23 protein-coding genes are annotated in these 20,785 nt (G+C 70.2%); 12 read left to right on the top strand and 11 right to left on the bottom strand.

From position 1 onward, the window contains the following. Positions 1-88 precede the first annotated feature (88 nt). The 5 genes from urtA (at position 89) to urtE (ending at position 4,852) form a co-directional block, all read left to right on the top strand. On the top strand, positions 89-1,345 hold the full coding sequence (gene urtA / locus ADL12_RS01190; RefSeq protein ID WP_062697439.1) for an urea ABC transporter substrate-binding protein: 1,257 nt from the start codon (positions 89-91) through the stop codon (positions 1,343-1,345). A gap of 69 nt (positions 1,346-1,414) precedes the next feature. After that, positions 1,415-2,311 carry an urea ABC transporter permease subunit UrtB gene (gene urtB / locus ADL12_RS01185; RefSeq protein WP_062697438.1) on the top strand — a complete coding sequence of 299 codons (897 nt, stop codon included), beginning with the start codon at positions 1,415-1,417 and terminating at the stop codon, positions 2,309-2,311. Then, entirely contained in the window at positions 2,308-3,399 is a 1,092-nt protein-coding gene (gene urtC, locus ADL12_RS01180) for an urea ABC transporter permease subunit UrtC (protein ID WP_062697436.1), read from the top strand. Before urtB ends, urtC begins: the two co-directional genes overlap by 4 nt. Further along, a complete protein-coding gene (urtD, locus tag ADL12_RS01175; RefSeq protein ID WP_062697434.1) occupies positions 3,396-4,160 on the top strand; it encodes an urea ABC transporter ATP-binding protein UrtD in 765 nt (254 codons plus the stop codon). Before urtC ends, urtD begins: the two co-directional genes overlap by 4 nt. After that, positions 4,160-4,852, top strand: a complete 693-nt coding sequence (urtE, locus tag ADL12_RS49445) for an urea ABC transporter ATP-binding subunit UrtE (RefSeq protein WP_079051783.1) — start codon at positions 4,160-4,162, stop codon at positions 4,850-4,852. Before urtD ends, urtE begins: the two co-directional genes overlap by 1 nt. Here the strand turns inward: urtE and ADL12_RS01165 are convergent. After that, positions 4,765-6,030 (bottom strand): RNA polymerase sigma factor, encoded by a 1,266-nt coding sequence (locus ADL12_RS01165; RefSeq protein ID WP_079051782.1) that lies wholly within the window; start codon positions 6,028-6,030, stop codon positions 4,765-4,767. The genes urtE and ADL12_RS01165 overlap by 88 nt on opposite strands. After that, the gene (locus ADL12_RS01160; protein ID WP_062697430.1) at positions 6,030-6,386 is read right to left on the bottom strand and encodes a YciI family protein; all 357 of its coding nucleotides are present in this window, start codon (positions 6,384-6,386) and stop codon (positions 6,030-6,032) included. Before ADL12_RS01160 ends, ADL12_RS01165 begins: the two co-directional genes overlap by 1 nt. 249 nt (positions 6,387-6,635) lie before the next feature. Between ADL12_RS01160 and ADL12_RS01155 the strand changes: the two genes are divergently transcribed. Continuing rightward, entirely contained in the window at positions 6,636-7,076 is a 441-nt protein-coding gene (locus tag ADL12_RS01155) for an SPW repeat protein (RefSeq protein WP_079051781.1), read from the top strand. A gap of 79 nt (positions 7,077-7,155) precedes the next feature. Here ADL12_RS01155 and ADL12_RS01150 read toward each other — a convergent pair whose 3' ends face one another. Beyond that, entirely contained in the window at positions 7,156-7,923 is a 768-nt protein-coding gene (locus tag ADL12_RS01150; RefSeq protein ID WP_062697426.1) for an ArsR/SmtB family transcription factor, read from the bottom strand. 92 nt (positions 7,924-8,015) lie between these two features. After that, positions 8,016-8,756, bottom strand: a complete 741-nt coding sequence (locus ADL12_RS01145) for a phosphotransferase (protein WP_062697424.1) — start codon at positions 8,754-8,756, stop codon at positions 8,016-8,018. Positions 8,757-8,832: 76 nt separating this feature from the next. On the opposite strand from ADL12_RS01145, the gene ADL12_RS01140 reads away from it, so the two are divergent. After that, on the top strand, positions 8,833-9,426 hold the full coding sequence (locus ADL12_RS01140) for a nucleoside/nucleotide kinase family protein (RefSeq protein ID WP_062697422.1): 594 nt from the start codon (positions 8,833-8,835) through the stop codon (positions 9,424-9,426). Positions 9,427-9,496: 70 nt separating this feature from the next. Then, the gene (locus tag ADL12_RS01135; protein WP_062697420.1) at positions 9,497-9,760 is read left to right on the top strand and encodes a hypothetical protein; all 264 of its coding nucleotides are present in this window, start codon (positions 9,497-9,499) and stop codon (positions 9,758-9,760) included. Positions 9,761-9,876: 116 nt separating this feature from the next. Here the strand turns inward: ADL12_RS01135 and ADL12_RS01130 are convergent, their stop codons facing one another. Both ADL12_RS01130 and ADL12_RS01125 read right to left on the bottom strand, forming a co-directional pair. Then, complete coding sequence (locus ADL12_RS01130; RefSeq protein ID WP_062697418.1) at positions 9,877-10,818, bottom strand: NAD-dependent epimerase/dehydratase family protein; 942 nt, start codon at positions 10,816-10,818, stop codon at positions 9,877-9,879. Between the two features lie 77 nt (positions 10,819-10,895). After that, entirely contained in the window at positions 10,896-11,672 is a 777-nt protein-coding gene (locus ADL12_RS01125) for a GNAT family N-acetyltransferase (protein ID WP_062697416.1), read from the bottom strand. A 118-nt stretch (positions 11,673-11,790) separates the two neighbouring features. On the opposite strand from ADL12_RS01125, the gene ADL12_RS01120 reads away from it, so the two are divergent. Beyond that, entirely contained in the window at positions 11,791-12,276 is a 486-nt protein-coding gene (locus tag ADL12_RS01120) for a nucleoside deaminase (protein ID WP_062697414.1), read from the top strand. A 44-nt stretch (positions 12,277-12,320) separates the two neighbouring features. Here ADL12_RS01120 and ADL12_RS01115 read toward each other — a convergent pair whose 3' ends face one another. The 4 genes from ADL12_RS01115 to ADL12_RS01100 form a co-directional block, all read right to left on the bottom strand. Then, positions 12,321-13,175, bottom strand: coding sequence for a GNAT family N-acetyltransferase (locus tag ADL12_RS01115; protein ID WP_062697412.1), 855 nt, complete (start codon positions 13,173-13,175; stop codon positions 12,321-12,323). A 260-nt stretch (positions 13,176-13,435) separates the two neighbouring features. Then, positions 13,436-14,089 carry a chaplin gene (locus ADL12_RS01110; protein ID WP_062697410.1) on the bottom strand — a complete coding sequence of 218 codons (654 nt, stop codon included), beginning with the start codon at positions 14,087-14,089 and terminating at the stop codon, positions 13,436-13,438. A gap of 245 nt (positions 14,090-14,334) precedes the next feature. Beyond that, a complete protein-coding gene (locus tag ADL12_RS01105; RefSeq protein WP_062697409.1) occupies positions 14,335-14,550 on the bottom strand; it encodes a hypothetical protein in 216 nt (71 codons plus the stop codon). A 62-nt stretch (positions 14,551-14,612) separates the two neighbouring features. After that, positions 14,613-15,470, bottom strand: coding sequence for an alpha/beta fold hydrolase (locus ADL12_RS01100; RefSeq protein ID WP_062697407.1), 858 nt, complete (start codon positions 15,468-15,470; stop codon positions 14,613-14,615). Between the two features lie 203 nt (positions 15,471-15,673). On the opposite strand from ADL12_RS01100, the gene ADL12_RS01095 reads away from it, so the two are divergent. Continuing rightward, positions 15,674-17,257, top strand: a complete 1,584-nt coding sequence (locus ADL12_RS01095) for an alpha/beta hydrolase (RefSeq protein ID WP_062697405.1) — start codon at positions 15,674-15,676, stop codon at positions 17,255-17,257. 63 nt (positions 17,258-17,320) lie between these two features. Continuing rightward, entirely contained in the window at positions 17,321-18,418 is a 1,098-nt protein-coding gene (locus tag ADL12_RS01090; RefSeq protein ID WP_062697403.1) for a baeRF3 domain-containing protein, read from the top strand. A gap of 92 nt (positions 18,419-18,510) precedes the next feature. On the opposite strand, the gene ADL12_RS01085 is transcribed toward ADL12_RS01090, so the two are convergent. Then, positions 18,511-18,924, bottom strand: a complete 414-nt coding sequence (locus tag ADL12_RS01085; protein ID WP_062697401.1) for an SsgA family sporulation/cell division regulator — start codon at positions 18,922-18,924, stop codon at positions 18,511-18,513. A gap of 431 nt (positions 18,925-19,355) precedes the next feature. Between ADL12_RS01085 and ADL12_RS01080 the strand changes: the two genes are divergently transcribed. Continuing rightward, positions 19,356-20,783 (top strand): PP2C family protein-serine/threonine phosphatase, encoded by a 1,428-nt coding sequence (locus ADL12_RS01080; RefSeq protein WP_062697399.1) that lies wholly within the window; start codon positions 19,356-19,358, stop codon positions 20,781-20,783. The last annotated feature ends 2 nt before the right edge of the window (positions 20,784-20,785 follow it).

Genomic DNA, 20,785 nt, shown 5'->3' with positions numbered 1-20,785 from the left:
GAGGCTGTGGACCGCACTTCAGGGACCCTGAAGGGCTGCTGATTCCTTCCTTTTCAGGTGTCCTCGTCATGGGGACAAGGAGGTCCAATTGTCCAGCCTTCCCCACATACACCGGCGCCGGTTCCTGGCCGGTACCGCGGCGCTCGCCGCCGTCGTCGCGCTCTCGGCGTGCGGCGCGAAGACCGACGCGGCGGGTTCGTCCGACAAGGCCGCGAAGATCGACGTCAGCGGCGACACGGTCAAGGTCGGTCTGCTCAACTCGCTGTCCGGCACGATGGCGATCAGCGAGGTCACCGTACGCAACTCGCTGACGCTCGCCATCGACGAGATCAACGCCTCCGGCGGTGTGCTCGGCAAGAAGATCAAGCCGATCAGCGAGGACGGCGCCTCCGACTGGCCCACCTTCGCCGAGAAGGCGCAGAAGCTGATCAAGGAGGACCAGGTCGCCGCGACCTTCGGCTGCTGGACCTCCGCCAGCCGCAAGGCCGTCAAGCCGGTGTTCGAGAAGAACAAGTCGCTGCTCTTCTACCCCGTGCAGTACGAGGGCCTGGAGCAGTCGCCGTACATCTTCTACACGGGCGCGACCACCAACCAGCAGATCGTCCCGGCCCTCGACTACCTCAAGAGCCAGGGCCTGAAGAAGCTCTACCTGGTCGGCAGCGACTACGTCTTCCCGCGTACCGCCAACAAGGAGATCAGGGCGTACGCCAAGGCCAACGGCATGACGATCCTCGGTGAGGACTACGCGCCGCTGGGATCCACGGAGTTCAGCACGATCGCCAACAAGGTGAAGTCGTCCAAGGCGGACGCGGTCTTCAACACCCTCAACGGCGACTCGAACGTGGCCTTCTTCAAGGAGTACAAGTCGGCGGGCCTGACCGCGAAGAGCATGCCGGTCGTCTCGGTGTCGATCGCCGAGGAGGAGGTCAAGTCGATCGGTACGCAGTACCTGGACGGGCAGCTGACGGCCTGGAACTACTACCAGACCACGCAGGGCGCCGCGAACGAGAAGTTCGTGAAGGCGTACAAGGCCAAGTACGGCCAGGACAAGCCGACCAGTGATCCGATGGAGGCCGCGTACGTCTCGGTCTACCTGTGGAAGGCGATGGTCGAGAAGGCGAAGTCCTTCGACCCGGAGAAGGTGAAGGCCGCATCCGACGGCATCACCTTCGACGCGCCCGAGGGCAAGGTCACCATCGACGGCGCCTCGCAGCACATTTACAAGACCGCCCGGATCGGCAAGGTCGGCTCCGACGGTCTGATCGAGCAGGTGTGGGACTCCGGCAAGCCCATCAAGCCGGACCCCTACCTCAAGGGCTACTCCTGGGCCTCCGGCCTGTCCTGACCGCTCGCCTCGCGGGGGCCCGGCACGCCCGCCGGGTCCCCCGCTCCCCCGCCTCCCCGGAGCCGCCGTATGACCGTGGTCCTCGGTCAGACCTTCACCGGCATCAGCATCGGTGCCGTTCTGCTGCTCATCGCGCTCGGCCTTTCGCTCACCTTCGGCCAGATGAACGTCATCAACATGGCCCACGGCGAGTTCATCATGGCCGGCGCCTACACGACGTATGTCCTGCAGAAGTCCATTGCCAGCGCCGGAATTTCACTTCTGGTCGCTCTTCCCGTCGCATTTCTCGTCTCGGGCGCCCTCGGCGCACTTCTCGAATGGCTGCTGATACGACGCCTGTATCTGCGGCCACTTGACACGCTTCTCGTCACCTGGGGTGTCTCCCTGATGCTCCAGCAGCTCGCCCGGGACATTTTCGGCGCGCCGAACGTGCAGACCCGCGCGCCCGACGTCCTCACCGGGAACATCACCCTCATCGGCGGCGACGATCCGCTGACCGTCGCCAACAGCCGCCTGTTCATTCTCGGGTTGGCGGTCGCGGCGGTCGTCGCGCTGTCGCTGACGCTGCGGCTGACGCCGCTGGGCCGCCGGATCCGGGCCGTCGTGCAGAACCGTGACCTCGCGGAGGTGTCCGGCATCTCGACGTCGACCGTGGACCGTACGGCCTTCTTCATCGGCTCCGGGCTCGCGGGTGTGGCCGGGGTGGCACTGACGCTGGTCGGTCCGATCGGGCCGACGATGGGCACCAACGTCATCATCGACGCCTTCCTGGTGATCGTGGTCGGCGGCATCGGACAGCTCAAGGGCACGGTCATCGTCGCCTTCGTGCTGGGCGTGCTCCAGTCGGTGCTGGAGTACTCCACCACCGTCAGCGTCGCCAAGGTGCTGGTGCTGGTCGGCATCGTCGCGTTTCTCCAGTGGCGGCCCCAGGGGCTGTACACGCTGCGCACGAGGAGTCTCGTATGAACCTGCTCAAGGGCCCCTCGGCCCGGGCCGCGGCCGGTTTCGCGGGGTCGGCCGTCGTGCTGTTCGCTCTCGCCCCGCTGGTCCTGTCCGACTTCCGCCTCGGGCTGCTCGCCAAGTACCTGTGCATCGCGATGGTCGCGGTCGGTGTCTGTCTGGCCTGGGGCCGCGGCGGGCTGCTGACGCTCGGTCAGGGCGTGTTCTTCGGGCTCGGCGGCTACGCCATGGCGATGCACCTGAAGATCGCCGACGCGGGCCCCGGCAACCTGCCCGACTTCATGCAGCTGTACGGCACCGCCACCGAACTCCCCTGGTGGTGGCAGCCGTTCGCCAATCCGCTGTTCGCTCTCGCGGCGACCGTGCTCCTCCCGATGGCCGTGGCCGCCGTGCTCGGCTCCTTCATCTTCCGGCGCCGGGTCAAGGGCGCGTACTTCGCGATCCTCAGCCAGGCGCTCGCCGCGGCCTTCGCCATCTGGCTGATCGGCCAGCAGGCCACGACCGGCGGCACCAACGGGCTCACCGACATCCAGGGCTTCTTCGGCTACGCCCTCGACGACCCGGTCAACCAGCGGATGGTGTACTTCGTCATCGCCGCCGCCCTGCTGCTGCTCATCGCCCTCGCCCGCCAGCTGATCCACAGCCGCTACGGCGAACTCCTGGTCGCCGTACGGGACTCGGAGGAGCGGGTGCGCTTCCTCGGCTACGACCCGGCGAACGTCAAGCTCGTCGCGTACGTGGTGGCGGCCGGCATGGCGGGCCTCGCGGGCGCGCTGTTCGTGCCGGCGGTCGGCATCATCTCGCCGGCGCTGATCGGCATCGTGCCGTCGATCGAGTTCGTCATCGGCGCGGCGGTGGGAGGCCGGGCGAGCCTGGTCGGGGCGGTGCTCGGCGCGGTCGCGGTGGCCTGGGCGAAGACGGCGCTGTCGGAGGAGTTCCCGGCGGCGTGGACGTACTTCCAGGGGCTGCTGTTCATCGTGGCGCTCGCGTTCCTGCCCGGCGGGCTCGCCTCGCTTGCGGGCATCGTGCGGCGCCGCAGGGCCACAGCCGAGGAGAAGAAGGCGGCCGTCATCCCCGTAGGAGAGGCAGCATGAGCGGGCTGGAGATACGCCGACTGCGCGTGTCCTTCGACGGGTTCACCGCGGTCGACGGAGTGGACCTCGATGTCCGCCCGGGCGATCTGCGGTTCCTCATCGGTCCCAACGGCGCGGGCAAGACGACCCTCGTCGACGCTGTGACCGGCCTGGTGCGGGCGGAGGGCTCGGTGCGGTTCGGCGGCGAGGAGCTGCTCGGGCGCAGCGTGCACAGGATCGCCCGGTCGGGCATCGGGCGGACCTTCCAGACCGCCACCGTCTTCGAGGAGTTGACGGTCCTTCAGAACCTGGACATCGCGGCGGGCGCGGGCCGGAGCCTGTGGACCATGCTGCGGCGGCGCAAGGATGTCCCCGAGCCGGTCGCCAGGGCGTTGGAGACGGTCGGGCTCACCGAGCTCGCCGACTCCCCCGCCGGGACGCTCGCGCACGGTCAGAAGCAGTGGCTGGAGATCGGCATGCTGCTCGTGCAGGACGTACGGCTGCTGCTGCTCGACGAGCCGGTGGCCGGCATGAGCCACGACGAGCGTCAGGCGACCGGCGAGCTGCTGCAGCGAATCAGTGCGGAGCGGACCGTGGTCGTCATCGAGCACGACATGGACTTCATGCGGTCCTTCGCCCGCAGCGTCAGCGTGCTGCACGCGGGCAAGGTGCTCAGCGAGGGCACGGTCGCCGAGGTGCAGGCGGATCCGAAGGTGCAGGAGGTGTACCTCGGGCACGCGGCCGCCGAGACCACCGCCGACGTGGCCGTACAGGAGGCGTGATGCTCCAGATCGACGACGTACGCGTCGGCTACCACCGCAGCTCCGTCCTGCACGGCGTCTCCGTCGAGGTGCCCAAGGACGGCGTGGCTGCCGTGCTCGGGCACAACGGCGCGGGCAAGAGCACGCTGCTGCGGGCCGCCGTGGGACTGCTCACGCCGACCAGCGGCACGATCCGCCTGGACGGCGAGGACATCACCCGCCGCAAGCCGCACGAACGGGTCGCGCGCGGGATGGCGTACGTCCCGCAGGGCCAGCAGTCCTTCCCGCACCTGACCACGGCCGAGAACCTCCAGCTCGTCGCGGACGGGCGCAGGCGCGGCAAGGAGTCGGTCGCCGAGGCGCTGGACCTGTTCCCGGCGTTGCGAGCGCTGTCCAACCGTCGCGCGGGCCTGCTCTCCGGCGGCCAGCGGCAGCAACTCGCCATCGCCCGCGCCCTGGTGACGGAGCCTCGGCTGCTGCTCCTCGACGAGCCGACCGAAGGCATCCAGCCGTCGGTGGTCGCCGAGATCGAGGAGACGATCCTCGCGCTGGCCGCGCGGGGCGGGCTCTCGGTGCTGCTGGTCGAACAGCACGTCGGGTTCGCGATGCGGGCGGCTCAGCGGTACTACGTGCTGGAGGCCGGGCGGGTCACGTCCTTCGGCGAGGGCGGCGCGGAGGCCGAGGTGGCGGTGCGGGAGGCGCTCAGCGTGTGAGGGCGGCGCCGGCGGTCGAGCCAGGCGCGCTCTGCCGGGCTCGCGGTCAGGGCCAGCGCGGCCTCGTACGCCCGAACCGCCTCCGTGTCCCGGCCGAGGCGGCGCAGCAGGTCGGCGCGGACCGCGTGGAAGACGTGGTAGCCGTCCAGGTCGAGGGCGTCCACGAGGTCGAGGGCCACTCGCGCACCCTCGACCTCGGCCACGGCCACCGCCCGGTTCAGGGCGACGACGGGGCTGGGGGCCTGGGCCATCAGCTGGTCGTACAGCTGGAGTACCTGCCTCCAGTCCGTGGCCTCGGCGGTGGGCGCGTCGCTGTGCACGGCCTGAATGGCGGCCTGGATCTGGTAGGGCCCCGGCTGGTTCCGGCGCAGGCATCGCCGTACGAGGGCCTGTCCTTCCGCGACGAGGTCGCGGTCCCAGCGATCCCGGTCCTGCTCGGGCAGCGGCACGAGCGCTCCGTCGGCGTCCTCCCGGGCGGGCCGGCGGGACTCGACGAGGAGCATCAGCGCGAGCAGGCCGGTGACCTCGGGCTCGTCCGGCATCAGCTCGGCGAGCAGCCGGCCCAGGCGTACGGCTTCCGTGCACAGCTCGGGCGAGCCGCCGTACCCCTCGTTGAAGATCAGGTAGACGACGGCGAGGACGCCGTTCAGCCGGTCCGGGAGGTCGGCGTCACGAGGCACGCGATACGGGATGCGCGCGTCGCGGATCTTCGCCTTGGCCCGCACCAGACGCTGGGCCATGGTCGGCTCGGGCACCAGAAAGGCGTGGGCGATCCGGGTGGTGGTGAGTCCGCCGAGGAGGCGCAGGGTGAGGGCGACCTGGGCCTGGGGGGCGAGGGCGGGGTGGCAGCAGGTGAAGATGAGCCGGAGCCGTTCGTCGCGCACGGGGCCCTCCTCGGGCGGTGCGTCGGGGGCGTGCAGCAGGGCGGCCTCGGCGTGCCGTTCGTCCCGCTTGGCCTCGCGGCGCAGCCGGTCGATCGCCCGGTTGCGGGCGGTCGTGATGATCCACCCGGCCGGGCTCGGCGGCACACCGGTCTCCGGCCAGCGCCGCACCGCCGTGGTGAAGGCGTCCTGGACCGCTTCCTCGGCGAGGTCGATGTCGCCGAGGAAGCGGACGAGGACGGCGACGGCCCGTCCGTACTCGGCACGGAAGACGTCCTCGATGTCCGGGGCCGTCATCAGTCCTCGGCTTCGCCCGTGAACGGCCGCACCTCGATGGGAAGCGTGGTCGCCAGCGCCGCCTTGCGCCCCCATTCGAGGGCGGCGTCCAGGTCGGGCGCCTTGATCAGGCAGATCCCGCCGAGCATTTCCTTGCCCTCGGCGTACGGTCCGTCGGTGATCAGGACGTCGCCGGCGCTGGGCCTGAGCACGGTGGACGACTCCGGTCCGTGCAGTCCCCCGGCGAAGACCCAGGCACCGGCCTGCCTCAGCTCCTGGTGGAAGACGTCGAGGTTCTTGCCGATCTCGGCGAGCACCTCCGGCGGGGGCAGCTCGTCACCCACGGGCTGCATCACGCTGAGCAGGTAGTACTTCATGTCGGCCTCCTTGGCGTCGGAGCGTCCCTCTGCGGCGCTCTCTCACCTCCTACACGAACGGCCCGCCCTCGGATCGACACCCCGCAGGCCGACACCGGAGAGTTTTGCGAGCGGCGACTGCGCCTACATCGTCATGAACCCGACGAGCTCTACACATAAAGAAGAAATAAGCGCAGAATGTCCTCTAGGCGGCGCTTACCGCATACCGCACCAGACGCGGTCAGGCCTGCAAGTCAAAGGAGACGAGTCATGGCCAACGTGCAGCCCACCAGAGGTGACATAACCGCCCACCCCGATGTATCCGAAATGCGGGAACGCTACGACCGCATGCTCGGCGGTCGTGACGTGGCACTCGTGGACGGACCGGTGTTCCTGCTCGGTCTGTACTGTGCGGTGTCCCCCTGGATACTCCACTACACGACCAGCCAGCCTCCGCTCGTGACCCACAACCTGATCGTGGGCATCGCAATCGGCCTGCTGGCCCTCGGGTTCACCCGGGCCCCGGAGCGTATGTACGGCCTCAGCTGGGCCTTCTGCGCGATGGGCGCCTGGATGATCATCGCCCCGTGGGTCGTCGGCGACAGCCCGGACGCAGGCGTCGTCGTCAACAACATCATCATCGGCGCACTGGCTGTGGTCCTGGGGCTGATCTGCGCCGGTACGGCGGCGAGGAGCACCCCCAAGTCGTAGGGCTCACCGGAGAAGCAGCCACGTCGGCCGGTCCGCACCCGCGGACCGGCCTTCTCGCGCCCTCGCGGAGCGACCTCGTTCAACGAGCCGGCATCAGCCACGGCTCCTGCGGCAGTACGTGGCCGGTCTCCAGGAGCGACTTGAGGTTGGACAGCACGGCCGGCCATCCGGACGACACGTCGGCGTGCGCGCCCTCGTCCGGGAGGTCCTCGTGGGTCACGGTGAGGCGGACGATCTCGGCGTGCTGCTGGATGTCGAAGGTGACCCGGGAGTACTTGTCCTCGTGTCCCTCCTCGTCCGGCGCCACCCAGGTGGTGACCAGGCGGCTCGGGCGCTCGCTCTCCACGACGGTGCCGACGACGTCGGCGATGCCGGAGCCGTCCGTACGCACGTGTTCCCAGCGGGATCCGGCCCGCCAGTCCGAGACGTTGCTGTGACCCCAGTAGGCGGCGGTCAGGTCCGCGTCGGTCAGGGCGTCCCAGACCTTCTCGGGCGTGCTCTCGATATAGGTGACGTACACGAATGTGGGCTTGTCGGTCATGGCTTCCTCGGCTCGTCGTTTCATGGCGCCGAGCACGCGCAGCCGCGGGCGCTCGAACTTGTCGATCCACCGCTCCTGGATCTCATGGAGCGGGACCGGATTGAGGTAGTGCAGCTTCTCCCGCCCCCGCCGCACCGTACTGACCAGGTTGGCGGCTTCCAGGACGGCCAGATGCTGGGTCACCGACTGGCGCGTCATGTCGATGCGCGCGCACAGCTCCCCCAAGGTCAGCCCGTTGTCCTCGTGCAGCCGGTCCAGGAGCCGTCTGCGCGTGTCGTCGGCCAGCGCCTTGAAGACCTTGTCCATCCCGGAGTCGCTCTCTGATCGCACGCTCAACGTTATGCAGGCAATTGCCTGCATGTCAATCGCGGCCATCGCCTCGTCCGGGGCGAGTCGCGTCAGCCGAGGAAGGCCCCCAGCTCGCGCCGGTGTCCAGCCACCCAGGCGTACGCGTTCCGCACCTCGTCCGCGGCCCCGCTCTCCCGCAGCGCCGCCATGGCCGGCTCACCACGCTCCGCGCCGACCTCAATGCCCCTCCAGCAGCGGTCCTGCCACCAAAGGATCACGTCGACGATGCCCTCGCTGCCGCCACCCGTCCCGTACGCGTCGCAGACGAGCGCGATGCGCCGGGCCGCTTCGGACACATCGGTGATACGCGGCCCCAGATCCAGGTACTGCCAGCACACATGGGCGAGGTCATGGACGCGCTCGCCGGGCGCGGCGAGGTCCCAGTCGATGAAGGCGGTGGGCGACCACTCGGCGCAGTCCACCGCGTACACCGTGTTCTTCGGGGCGAGGTCGTTGTGGCACACGACGTCCCGGTCGCCTGCCAGAGGCGTTCCGTGCGTCAAGTCATGGAGGCGGCGGACGAGTTGCGCGACCCGCACGAGCGCGGTGTCGGTGCACGCCGCTGCCCGCTCCCGGGGAGTGACGGCCGCCCGGCCCTCGAGGTATCCGAACACCTCCCGACCCCGCTCGTCCGTCCCGAGGCAGCGCGGCGCCCCGCCCCAACCACGGGCCGCGAAGAGGGCGAGCAACTCCCGCACGTACCCGGACCGTTCGTGCGGCGTACGCCGTACGGTCGCTCCCACCCGCACGACCTCGTTGACGGCCCCGCCGCCGAGCACCCGCTCCTCCATCCCGCCTCCGTCCATCAGCACCAGCCCGAGCCAAAACCACTCGCAAAGGATGCCCACACCGGGGCACGCTGCCCGCATGGATCATGCGGAAGTACTGCTCATCGGAGGACGGGCCGGGGTCGGCAAGACCACGGTGGGCTGGGAGGTCTCGGCCCGGCTGCGGGCCGCGCAGGTCGCGCATGCCGTGATCGACGGCGACTACACGGGAGCCGTCCATCCGGCACCGGCCGGGGACACGCACCGGGCCGGCATCACGGAGCGGAACCTGGCCGCCGTATGGGGCAACTACGCCGAGCTCGGATACCGGCGGCTCGTCTACACGAACACCGTCAGCGTGCTCGACGAGGCAGCGCCCATGTTCCGCCAGGCCATGGGTGACGGCGTACGGCTCGTTCGGGTTCTGCTCACCGCCACCGACGAGACGGTCGAACAGCGGCTGACCGGGCGCGAACTCGGCTCCGAGCTGGAGCACGAGCTGAGGGGCAGCGCCCGCAAGGCACGGCTCCTGGACGAGCGGGCTCCCACGGACGTTCTGCGCGTGGTGACCGACGGCCGCCCGGTGATCGGCATAGCCGCGGAGGTGGTGGCCGCCACCGGGTGGGTCACGGGCGTCACGGGCGTCACGGGCGGGGCCGGAGCAGCGATCGGCCCGGCGTCCACCGCCGGTTGAAGCGGAACGGACTGTCCCTCCCTCCATGGGGAACTCAACTTATTGCGGGGGAAGGAGGATGAGGGGCGACATGGAAATCTCGGGCATCATCAGTGCCATCGTCATCGGCATCATCATCGGTGTGCTGGGGCGCCTCGTGGTGCCGGGCCGTCAGCGCATCGGGGTCCTGTGGACCATCCTCGTCGGCATCGTGGCCGCACTGCTCGGCTCGGCGCTCGCGGCCGGCCTGGACGTGGCCGACACCGACGGCGTCGACTGGATCGAGTGGCTCATTCAGATCGGCCTCGCCGCACTGGGCGTCGCCGCACTGGACCGGACGAAGGCGCGCCGCTGACCCGGTAAGCGGTACGCGGACAGCTGGACACAGAGGCAGGGCACACACGGAAGGCGGCACACGCGCAGACACGGAGTCGCGAAGGGACGGCGCGCCGACGGGATGCGGCGCGCCGTTCACGGGAGTGCCGCGGCCCGCATCGCTGCGAGGCCGTCACGGGTCGCCGGGTGGGCGGGCGTCCAGCCCAGTTCCCGCTCCGCCTTCGCCGTGGACACCCGCAGCGTCGTCGACATCACCGTGTGCGCGTACGACATGGGCCTCATCAGCCACAGCGGTACGGTCAGCGGCTTCGGCAGCCCGAACTCCTCGGCCACGCACCGGACATGGGTCCCGAAACCCATCGGGGTACGGTCGGCGATGTTGTACGCCTCGCCGGGGCGTCCGCGCTCGACGGCGGCGACCACCGCTCGGGCCGCGTCGGTGAGCTCGATCCAGGGCAGGACCCGGCCGTGATCGGCGGGGACAGGCAGTTGCCGCTTGCGCAGCATGGGCAGAAGGGCGTCGGTGCCACCGGGGCCGTAGAACAGGCCGAAGCGCAGGGCGATGCCGTCCAACCCCGTGGTACCGAAGGCGAGTTGTTCCTTGATGCGCATCGCCGCGATGTGCCGTTCCAGCTCCGGGGAGCGGCCGCGCGGACCGAAGGGGTCGTCCTCGACGATCACACGGTCGCCGTGGTCACCGTAGCCGTATCCGAAGACCATGGACTCCGCCACGAAGCGTCGGGCGCCGGTGGCCTGCGCGGCCTCGATCAGGTGGGCGGTTCCGTCGATGCGCAGCGCGTTGGTGGCGTGCATGTCGCGGTGACGCATGGGCGGCTTGCGCAGTGCGGTCGCGGCGTGGATCACCGTGTCGAAGTGGTGGCCGTCGACGGCGTGCAGCAGGGCGTCACGGTTGGTCAGGTCGGCCCGGATGTCGTTGCGCCCGCCCCGGCCGAGGCCGGTGACCTTGTGGCCCGCCTCCGTCAGGGCGCGGGTGATGTGCCTGCCCAGGACGCCGCCGGCACCCGCGAGGAGGATGCTCCGGCTGTGGCCGCTGTCGTTGCTCTGGTTGGTCGTCATGACCTTGCGACGGATCGAACGGGCGCGGATGTGACATCCCGGCCGAGGTGACCACTCGAGGTGATCGGCCGGTGTCCCTACGGCGTGTACGCGTACGGCGTCGTCGTGGTCAGCGGTGCGAAGCCGAGCCGTTCCAGGATGGGCCGGCTCGTGCTCATGGCGTCGACCTGCAGGTACCGGTAGCCACGGTCCACGGCGGCGCGGGCCCGGTGGGCGACCAGCGCGCGGTAGATGCCCCGGCCCCGCCAGCCCTCGACGGTCCCGCCGCCCCACAGCCCGGCGAACCGCGTCCCCGGCACGAGCTCCATCCGGGCCGCGCTCACCGGAGTGTCGCCGGCCAGCGCGACGACCGCGACCACGGTGTCCGGGTCGGCCGTGAGCTGGGCGAGCAGCTGGTGCCGGAGCCGGGAGCCGTCGGTGCCGAAGGCCTTCTCGTGCACCTCCGCGACGAGGTCGACGCCCGCCCGGTCGGTCACGGAGACGATGCGGATGCCTTCCGGCGGCTCCGCCTCCAGGTTCAGGTCGGCGGCCTCGCCGATCATCAGCGTCTCCTCGGGCTCGGACGTGAAGCCCGCGTCCCTGAGCCGCCGGCCGAGGTCGACCGGGAGGTCATGCCCGTAGAGCTTCCACTCGAACTCAAACCCCAGCCCGGAGAAGTGGGCGATCTGTGCGGCGATCGCCGCGTCGGCGCTCGCCTCGTCGAGATCGGACCACACCACGCCGTTCCAGCCGAGTGCGGACGACACCTGGCGGACCACCCCGCCGGCTCTCTCGACCACGGCGTCGGGACCGTCCGGCCGCGCGCCTTCACGCATGTCCCGGTCGAAGAGGGCGAGCACGGCAGCATGATCCATAGGGCCACTCCAGCACCCCGCCACCGCCACGGCAAGGCCTTTTCGACCCGACCGCACACGACCTGGGCGACCATAGGAAGCTCAGGGCAAAGACGCACCGCGAGGAGGGCCGTACGTCATGGTCGTGAAAGACGCCGAACTGCCGCACCTGCGCCGCTGCGTCGCGCTCGCGGCGCAGGCGCTGGAGGCCGGGGACGAGCCGTTCGGTTCGGTTCTGGTGGGGGCGGACGGGGTGGTGCTCGCCGAGGACCACAACCGGGTGGCCTCGGGCGACCGCACCCGGCACCCCGAGTTCGAGCTGGCCCGCTGGTCCGCCGCCCATATGACGCCGGTGGAGCGGGCGGCAGCCACGGTGTACACCTCCGGCGAGCACTGCCCGATGTGCGCGGCCGCGCACGCGTGGGTGGGCCTGGGGCGCATCGTGTACGTCGCCTCGTCGGAGCAACTGGCCGGTTGGCTGGGCGAGTTGGGGGTACCCGCCCCGCCCGTGCGGACTCTTCCGGTCCAGGACGTCGCGCCCGGCGTGGTCGTGGACGGCCCCGTGCCCGAGCTGACGGACGACGTCCGCGCACTGCACTTCCGCTTCCACGGGCGAACCGGCTGACGGGCAGGTGTTCCGACAGCGGTGCCGCTGAAGCGGCTTACGCGCTAGCCGAGTTCCAGGGTGGTGACGCCGAAGACCCGCTCCTCGGCGTACGGCCGCACGGGGCCCGTGTACATGCGGGCGGTCTCGAAGGAGGGCGTGAAACCGGCCTCCTCGGCGAGCGCCACGCCCGCCGCGTTGGGCTCGGGCACGTCGATGGCGACCTCGCGCCCGGCCGCCTCGGCGGTCAGGGCGGCGAACAGGACCCGCGCGTCCTCGGCGGTGTCGGCGAAGAGCGGGCCGATGCGCGGGCAGTCGCGGCCGGGGCGGATCACGCCGTAGCCGGTGACGCGGTCGCCGGTGCGGCGGACCACGGCGTGGTGTCCGGTGCCGGTGAGCCAGTGCGCGAGGAACCGTGGACGGTCGGCCGGGGTGCAGATGCCGTCGTACGCGGTGATGTCCTCGATGTCCTCGGACCGTACGCCCCGCACATCCGCCGGCACCTCGGCGGCGGGCGCGGTTCCGGTGAAGCGGACCGTGCGGTGGGCGAGTTCGAAGCCGGAGCGGCGGTAGTTGTCCTGCTGGGCGACGACGCCGTCGAGTCCGATTGTGCGGCTTCCGGCGTGGGCCAGCGCGGTCTTCCACGTCGTGAGGCCGTGGCCGCGGCCGCGCAGGTCGGGGCGGACCAGGTAGCAGCCGAGGAAGGCGTAGTCCGTGCCGTAGTTGACCACCGAGATCGCCGAGACGGGCTCGCCGTCGATCCGGCCGAGGAAGAAGCCGTCGGGGTCCTGGGCGAAGAAGGGCGGTCCGTCGGCGAGCCCCGGGTTCCAGCCCTCGTCGGCGGCCCACCCGCTGATGACCGGCCAGTCGTCGAGGCCGGCACGGGTGACGACGAGGTCTTCGAGGGCCGGAGAGGCCATGGGTGCGCTCCATTCCTTGGGGACTCTGCATGCGCACGGTGATCGACCGCGCACGCAGCATCCTCGCGGATCGTCCGGGCGGGCGCCACGGCGTGATCAAGCCGTTGACGCGTTCCAAAGAGCCATGGCCGTCCGGGTGTTCGGCACTTCGGTCCTGCGGTACTTCGGCTACCTCGGCTACTTCGGCTACTTCGCTACGACGAAGGCCCCACCGCTCGCCGACCCGGTGGGGCCTTCCGTGCCGCGCGCGAAGCAGCGGGTCAGCGCACCGACTGGGGACGGAAGCGCCGGTACAGGATGGCCCCGCTCAGGACGAGAACCGTGCCGCCTGCCACGGCGGCGAGGGTCTGGTCCGCTCCGGTGTGGGCGAGGGCGGCCTCGGACCCGTGGGGGACGAACGCGGGTGGCACCGGACGCGGTTGGTGCCTCGTCGGCGGTACGGACGGCTTCGGCGCCGGCTTCGTGGTGTGCGGAGTGCGGTTGCCGGGCGCGTTCACGGACTCGTTGCCGATCGCCGGGTTGCCGACGCCGACCACGTTCACGGTGTTGCCACTGACGTTCACCGGGAGGTGGACCGGCAGCTGGATGGTGTTGCCGGAGACGACGCCCGGCGAATCCTTTCCGCGTCCCTCGGCCGAGGCGCCGCCGTTCGACGTGCCTCCCGTCTTGCCGCCACCGCCCTCGTTGGTGCAGGTGTTGCCCACGGCGGGGTTGAGGAGCCCCACCACGTTCACGGTGTTCCCGCACACGTTCACCGGGACGTGCACCGGGAGCTGGATGGTGTTGCCGGAGATCAGCCCGGGTGAGTCGGCCGCGGCACCGTGTGCCGCGGAGTCGGCATACGCCGGGATCGTCACAGCCATCGCGCCGGTGGCGGCGAAGGCGATCACACCGTTTCGGGTAACCCGTCTCATAGGTTCCCTGCCTTCCAGACATGGTCGCGAGCGCTCGCCCGCACCGGATAAAACGCAGATGAACCATTCGAGTTATGGCTTATCGGTCTTTCACCCCATCGAGCGGCATGGTTGTCGAACTGGGTGATGACTCCCCATTCATCCGACTTGTTGCTCTGAACATGCTCGACAGACGTGACCCGACCGACGATGAGCTGGGCACAAGCCGGCCCTCGACACTTGGCGAGGCCGGCACCAGCCGGAGGTCACCGCTTCCACGCCTCGGGGCCGCCGCCGCGCCACTCGATCAGCCTGGACCGCCGTACGTACTCCTCGTCGGCGTCCTCGATTCCGGCCCGGCGCAGGAACTCGGCGACGTCCAGCAGCCCGTACGCCATGCCGAGGAAATGGTCGCCGACACGGACCCGTCGGCCGCCGTCCACGGCGGGCGGGTAGATCGCGATGGGCTGCTCGCCGTCCATGGCACCAGGGTGCGGCCTGTGCCGGCTGCTCGCATGCGGGGCTGATCCGGCCCCTCCGGCGCCTACTGGCTGAGTTCCCCCAGGATCCGGGCCGCCGGTGCCGGGTCGACCAGCCACTTCAGATGGCTGCTCTCGAGGGTGTGGACGTCGTACGGGTTGTCCGGTGTGAGGGCGTTGCCCTCGCGGATCAGCCGGTCCTGGATGGCGAGCGGCAGACTCGCGTCGCCGGCCAGACGCACATAGGTCCTCGGGATGCGGCCCCACGTCGCGGCCTGCGCCCGGTCGGAGCAGGTGCCGACGTCCAGGTTCTCGTCGGGCTGGAAGGTGTTCAGGAAGGTCAGGAACTCCTCGTCGGTGCCGTCGGCGAGGAACGCCGCCTTGAACGCCGCGAGGGCGTCCGGATCCGCCGTGCGGAAGTTGACGCGGAGCAGGCCGAGTTCGGCGGGATTCCCGGCCATCGCCATGGCCAGGGAACCGACGTCGACCGTGGCCATCTCCGGTTCGGCGTAGTAGTCACTGACGTCGAGATCGACCGGGCACCAGGCCGAGATATAGACGAGGCGGTCTATGAGGTCCGGTCGGGCGTTGGCCGCGGCGGTGGCCGTCAGGCCGCCGCGACTGTGCGAGACGAGGATCACGGGACCGTTGCGCCGTGCCCGTTCCAGGATCCCGATCAGGTGCGCGGCGTTGTCGGTGAGCGTGACGTCCTTGATCGAGCCGGGCGCGGTGGCGAGCCCTTCGAGGTCCTGCGGGGCCTGATAGGCGCGCGAGTAGGTCGCCCCGAAGCCGTGCCCTGGCAGGTCCACAGCGACGGAGCGGTGTCCGAGGAGGCCGAGCTCGGCCTGGAGCGGTGCGAAGGAGAAGGAGTTCGCGAAGGCTCCGTGAACCAGTACGAAGGTCGGTTGCACCTGTCTGCTCACTTTCCGACATCCGGACGGCTGCCCTGGCATTCGAACGTTCACACTAGTCAACGAAAGATCATCCGCACCACCGGTACGAGGCGCGCAGCGTACGGCAGCAGGCCAGGCCGTCCCGCTCGTCCGGAGGCGTGTGTTCCGGGGCCCCCTTATCGTGATCGAGGACGCCGTATCCCGGTCCGCGACGGGCGTCCCTGGAGGCATTGATGCTGGCCAAGCTGTCAACGCGGCCCTCGCTGCGGCGCTGCGCGGTCACCGGCGCGGTCGGACTGGTCCTGCTCGGCACGGGGCTGCCGACGGCCACGGACGGCGCCGGGCCCGACCTCACCCGCTTCTACCGGCAGAAGGTCACCTGGGCCAAGTGCCCGGGCGAGGGCCTGCCGAAGGATCTGCAGTGCGGCAAGGTCACCGTCCCCCTCGACTACGCCCGTCCCCGGGAGGGGACGCTGGATCTGGCGCTCGCCCGCTACCGGGCCACGGGCAAGAAGCAGGGCTCGGTGCTGCTCAACTTCGGCGGGCCGGGCGGCGCCGGTATCCCCGAATTCGCCGCCGGTGGCAAGGACTTCATGGAGCTGACGGACGGCTACGACATCGTGACCTTCGATCCGCGCGGCGTCGGCAGGTCCTCGCCGGTCAGCTGCGGGGACGGCGAGGAGGACATCGCCGTGACGGACGGCGGCACGGAGATCGGCCGCGATCCGCAGTCCGTCCTGAAGCAGTTGAGGAAGGCGGCCGACGCGTGCGCCCGGCACTCCGGGCCCGTGCTCCCCCACATCGGCACGGTCAACGCCTCGCGCGACATGGACGTGATGCGCCAGGCCCTCGGCGACAAGAAGCTCAACTACCTGGGCTTCTCCTACGGCACGCGGCTCGGCGCGGTGTACGCCGCCCAATTCCCCGAGAAGGTCGGCCGATTGGTGCTCGACGGCGTGGACACGCTGACCGAACCGCTGACCGAGCAGGGAGTGGCAAGCGCCCAGGGGCAGCAGAAGGCGCTGGAGGAGTTCATCAACTGGTGCGTGAAGGACATCGCCTGTCCCTTCGGGCAGGACCCTCGCGAGGCCCGCGAGCAGGTCGTACGACTCGTCGACTCGCTGGACGAGGACCCGGTGCCGTCGGCCTTCGGGCAGCCGTTCACCGGGCAGGACCTGGTCGGCGCCATCGGACAGGCGCTCTACAGCGAGGAGTTGTGGCCCTCCCTGGAGCGGGCCCTCGCGTCGCTGGTCGAGGACGGCGACACACACGCCGTCGAGACCTTCGCCACCGGCGGAGCCGCACCCGCGAGCCACAAGGAGAGCGAGGACCCCGACAGCGGTCTCGTCGACGACGAGGACGTCCCCCTCGACAACTCCCCCGCGGCACTGATGGCGATCAACTGCGCGGACGATCCCGACCGCCCGACGGACGAGCAGATCATCGGCGATCTCGACCGGCTGCACGCCGAGTACGAGCAGGCGTCACCGGTCTTCGGCCCGTACCGGCTCAGCGGGGTGCTGATGTGCTACGGGCGCCCCAGGGGCACGGACTTCATCCGCGACGACGTGAAGGACGTGCACACGCCGAAGATGCTCCTCGTGGGCACCCGCGGCGACCCGGCGACGCCCTACCGCTGGACCCTGGAGACGGCGAAGCGACTCGGCCCCCCGGCCGTGGTCCTGGACAACAAGGGCAGCGGCCACACCGGATACGCCTCCTCCAAGTGCGTGCACCGCAAGGTCGACAGCTTCCTGCTGTACGGCACACTGCCGGCCGACGGCAGCTCCTGCGGGCCGGAGAGCGCCGCGGAGTAGGGACGCAAGGGCGAGGGGATTGCCCCTAATGCCCGATCGGTGAATCGGTCCTATCGTGCTGTTATGGAGCACGCACTCAGTCCCACGACCCTCATCGAGCTGCGGCGCCCGCGCCCCTATCCGGCCGTGTCCGTGCTGACGCCCACGCATCCCCGGGAGCCCTATCGGGCCCAGGACCAGGTTCGGCTGCGCAATGTCGTGGCCGAGGCCAAGAAACAGCTGGAGGCCGACCCCTCGGTCACCCGAGAGCGACGGGTGGACGTCGAGCGACAGCTCGACCAGGCCCTCACCGAGGTCGATCTCACTTATGCCGAGGACGGCCTGGTGATCTTCGCAGCCCCGGGCGAGCACCAGGTGTGGTCGCTCGCCCGCACGGTGCCCGAGCGCGTGGTGCTCTCGGACACCTTCCTGACCCGCAACCTCGTCTCCGCGGAGGCCGCCGAGCGGCCGTTCTGGGTGCTCTCGGTCTCCCCCGACCGTGTCACGCTGTGGACCGGCAGCCTGGACCGCGTCACCGAGGCCCGCACCGGCGGCTTCCCGCTGACCAGGCGTTTCGACAACTTCGACGCCGAGCGCCAGGAGCGGATCGGCGACATGCCGAGCACGTTCCGTGACGAGGGCACCCGCCACTTCCTCAAGGACGCGGACTCCGCCATGAGCGCGATCCTGCGGAACAACCCGCGACCGCTGTACGTCACCGGCGAGCAGGCGGCGCTCTCCCTGCTGGACGAGATCGGCGGCGTCACCAAGGATGCGGTGCACGTCCCGCACGGCGGGCTCGCGCACGGCACGCACGAGGCGGTGTGGCAGGCGATCCGTCCGCTGGTCACCGCCGAGGACCGCAGGAACGCCGCCGCCGTGGCCCGGGAACTCGAATCCGCCCAGGGCCGCAAGGCGTTCGCGGCGGGCGTCGACGAGGTCTGGCGCAGCGCCCGCGAAGGCCGGATCCGGCTGCTGGCCGTCGAGGAGAACTACCGGGTGACGGTGCGCGGCGAGGACGGCGACCATCTCATCCCGGCCGAGAGCGGCGACCTCGACGCCCGCGAGGACATCGTGGACGAGATCGTCGAGCAGTGCCTGGAGACCGGCGCCGAGGTCCGTTTCGTACCGGACGGCACGCTGAGCGACGCCCAGGGGATCGCCGGGGTGCTGCGGTACTGACGCGGCAGCGATGAGGAGGCACAGCGGCGGCGGCCCGGTCGCCTCCTCATCCGTTCGGCCTCCTCGGTCCGGCCGGCCTCCGGTCGACTGCCTCAGACGCTGCCGAAGAGCGAGGTCAGACCGCGCTCCACGACCGCCCCGAGGTCCTCCTCACCGGTCGCGACCACAGCGTAGGTCCGCAGCAGGAAGCGGTTCAGGGCGCAGGTGTCGAATTGGAGCAGCGCCATGCCGTACGGCGAGTGCAGCTCCACGACCGTACGCTCCGGGCCGCACGGCCAGATGTGCACGTCACCGTCTCCGGCCGGCCCGCGCAGGCCCGCCTCCAGCAGGCTCCGGGCGAAGATCCAGGTGGCCCCATGACCATCGAGGGAGACCTCGCCCGGGAAGTCGATGTGCACCGCCAGCGGGTCCGTGGAGGCGTACCGCAGCGTGGCGGGAACGGAGATTTCGCGCTCCTCGCCGGTGATCAGACGGGCACGGGCGGGCTGCTCGAGGGCGATGTCCATGGGCGGTCTCCCTGCGGGTCGGAAGTAGGACGGTTTTTTGCCGCTGTGCTTTTACGACCCCGCAGATGCCGTTCGCATTACACCGGAGCGGACATCATTTATGTGACCTGCATCACTCCCGAACAGCGCAACCCGCCGGCCGACGGCCACTACCGCCCCATCCCTAGGACGTGCAGCCGTCGAACATTCGATTGAGTGCCGCGGAGGTGTCCCGGCAAGACGTCAAATCACGTACGCCGTCTACGACTTGACCCCTTCGGCGACCTACAGCAATCGCCTGGCACGAGCCCGCCGTGAAGACTCTGGCATATGCCAGACGCACCACCGTATCGGGTGTTGCCAAATCCCTTACAGGGCGTCGCGGGCTGTGCGACAGTCGTAACGGTCCTTCCGTCAGCCTTGGTCGTACCGTCCTCGCATCGGAGTGCGTCATGCCGCCCCATCTCTCTGCGGACCGCCCCGCCGCTCAGCCGCCCGGACGCGGCTCGGTCGAAGCGCTCATATCGCAGACGCGGCGACTCAAGGGCGACGTCGACGCCGTGCGGCGGGACACGCAGAGCGACGACGGTTCGGACCCGCAGGAGCGGTGGCAGCGGGCGCTGTACGACCTCGCCCTGCACCAGCTCGACGACCTCGACGAGCACCTGGCGCAACTGCGGGACGGCCCGGCCCTGGTGGACGCGGCTCCCGCGGCCACGCCCGACTCCGCGCCACCCGCTCCCCGGCGCGGCTCGCTGCTCAGCCGGGTCGGCAGCGCGGAGTGGAACCTGCTGACGGACGAGGCCAGTTGGTCCGGCGAGCTCTACCAGATCCTGGGTCGCGACCCCGCCACTGCGCCGCTCACCCTCGACGAGTTGCCGTCCCTGGTGCTCGACGAGGACCGGCCGAAGCTGACGGCGATGGTCACCAACTGCCTCGTCGACGCCAAGCCGATCGACGGGGAGTTCCACGTCGTACGGCCGGACGGCGAGGTCAGGACCGTGCACATGATGGGCGAGCCCGTGCTCGACACCGACGGCAGCACCGCCTCGATGTGGGCCGTCCTGCGGGACGTCAGCGAACTGCGCAGAAGCCAGCGGGTGGTGAGCGAGACCCGTGACTCGCTCCAGCATCACCGGCACCACGCGCAGACCGAGCAGCGGCTCGCGGTCGAGCTGCAGGAGGCCGTACTGCCGCCGTGGCGCGGCTCCCTGCGGCTCCCGCACCAGGGCCCGGAGACCCTGGACCTCGCGGCTCACTATCTGCCGTCGTCGACGAGCGCGCTGATCGGCGGCGACTGGTACGACGCACTCGAACTGGCCGACGGAGCAACGCTGTTGAGCATCGGCGACCTCACCGGGCACGGCGTCGCCGTGGCCTCGGGCATGGCGACGCTGCTGGGCGCGGTGCGCGGCATGGCCATGGCGGGCACCGAGCCGGGGCAACTCATGTCCTGGCTCAACCAATTGCTCGACGCCACCGTCCAGCCGGCCCTCGGCAGCGCCGTCTGCTGCCGCTACCGGCCCGACACCCGCACCCTGACCTGGGCGCAGGCCGGACACCCCGCCCCGCTGCTGTTCCGCGACGGGACGGGGCGCAGGCTGAACGCGCCGGACGGCGTCCTGCTCGGCGCCACCTCGGGCGCCGTCTACGCACAGGCCGAAGAGACCCTCGAGGTGGGCGACCTGCTCCTGCTGCACACGGACGGACTCGCGCCGAGGCACAGCACAGCGGACGCCGTGAATCAGCTCCTCGAACTGGGCCCCCGTTTCGGCGAGGCACGCACCGCACAGGACTGCGCACGGCTGGTCGTCGAGGAGTTCGGTGAGAGTGAGCGCGAGGACAATGCCTGCGTACTCGTGGCCAGGGTGACGTCCTAGAA

The sequence above is a fragment of the Streptomyces regalis genome, assembly GCF_001509475.1.
Lineage (GTDB): Bacteria > Actinomycetota > Actinomycetes > Streptomycetales > Streptomycetaceae > Streptomyces > Streptomyces regalis.
This window is presented reverse-complemented; position numbering and strand designations above follow the sequence as displayed.

What these genes read in the sequence shown, in the direction of transcription:
- urtB (WP_062697438.1), top strand. Translation starts at nt 1,415, where the DNA reads ATGACCGTGGTCCTCGGTCAGACCTTCACCGGCATCAGCATCGGTGCC.
- urtC (WP_062697436.1), top strand. Translation starts at nt 2,308, where the DNA reads ATGAACCTGCTCAAGGGCCCCTCGGCCCGGGCCGCGGCCGGTTTCGCG.
- urtD (WP_062697434.1), top strand. Translation starts at nt 3,396, where the DNA reads ATGAGCGGGCTGGAGATACGCCGACTGCGCGTGTCCTTCGACGGGTTC.
- urtE (WP_079051783.1), top strand. Translation starts at nt 4,160, where the DNA reads ATGCTCCAGATCGACGACGTACGCGTCGGCTACCACCGCAGCTCCGTC.
- ADL12_RS01165 (WP_079051782.1), bottom strand. Translation starts at nt 6,030, where the DNA reads ATGACGGCCCCGGACATCGAGGACGTCTTCCGTGCCGAGTACGGACGG.
- ADL12_RS01160 (WP_062697430.1), bottom strand. Translation starts at nt 6,386, where the DNA reads ATGAAGTACTACCTGCTCAGCGTGATGCAGCCCGTGGGTGACGAGCTG.
- ADL12_RS01155 (WP_079051781.1), top strand. Translation starts at nt 6,636, where the DNA reads ATGGCCAACGTGCAGCCCACCAGAGGTGACATAACCGCCCACCCCGAT.
- ADL12_RS01150 (WP_062697426.1), bottom strand. Translation starts at nt 7,923, where the DNA reads ATGGACAAGGTCTTCAAGGCGCTGGCCGACGACACGCGCAGACGGCTC.
- ADL12_RS01145 (WP_062697424.1), bottom strand. Translation starts at nt 8,756, where the DNA reads ATGGAGGAGCGGGTGCTCGGCGGCGGGGCCGTCAACGAGGTCGTGCGG.
- ADL12_RS01140 (WP_062697422.1), top strand. Translation starts at nt 8,833, where the DNA reads ATGGATCATGCGGAAGTACTGCTCATCGGAGGACGGGCCGGGGTCGGC.
- ADL12_RS01135 (WP_062697420.1), top strand. Translation starts at nt 9,497, where the DNA reads ATGGAAATCTCGGGCATCATCAGTGCCATCGTCATCGGCATCATCATC.
- ADL12_RS01130 (WP_062697418.1), bottom strand. Translation starts at nt 10,818, where the DNA reads ATGACGACCAACCAGAGCAACGACAGCGGCCACAGCCGGAGCATCCTC.
- ADL12_RS01125 (WP_062697416.1), bottom strand. Translation starts at nt 11,672, where the DNA reads ATGGATCATGCTGCCGTGCTCGCCCTCTTCGACCGGGACATGCGTGAA.
- ADL12_RS01120 (WP_062697414.1), top strand. Translation starts at nt 11,791, where the DNA reads ATGGTCGTGAAAGACGCCGAACTGCCGCACCTGCGCCGCTGCGTCGCG.
- ADL12_RS01115 (WP_062697412.1), bottom strand. Translation starts at nt 13,175, where the DNA reads ATGGCCTCTCCGGCCCTCGAAGACCTCGTCGTCACCCGTGCCGGCCTC.
- ADL12_RS01110 (WP_062697410.1), bottom strand. Translation starts at nt 14,089, where the DNA reads ATGAGACGGGTTACCCGAAACGGTGTGATCGCCTTCGCCGCCACCGGC.
- ADL12_RS01105 (WP_062697409.1), bottom strand. Translation starts at nt 14,550, where the DNA reads ATGGACGGCGAGCAGCCCATCGCGATCTACCCGCCCGCCGTGGACGGC.
- ADL12_RS01095 (WP_062697405.1), top strand. Translation starts at nt 15,674, where the DNA reads ATGCTGGCCAAGCTGTCAACGCGGCCCTCGCTGCGGCGCTGCGCGGTC.
- ADL12_RS01090 (WP_062697403.1), top strand. Translation starts at nt 17,321, where the DNA reads ATGGAGCACGCACTCAGTCCCACGACCCTCATCGAGCTGCGGCGCCCG.
- ADL12_RS01085 (WP_062697401.1), bottom strand. Translation starts at nt 18,924, where the DNA reads ATGGACATCGCCCTCGAGCAGCCCGCCCGTGCCCGTCTGATCACCGGC.
- ADL12_RS01080 (WP_062697399.1), top strand. Translation starts at nt 19,356, where the DNA reads ATGCCGCCCCATCTCTCTGCGGACCGCCCCGCCGCTCAGCCGCCCGGA.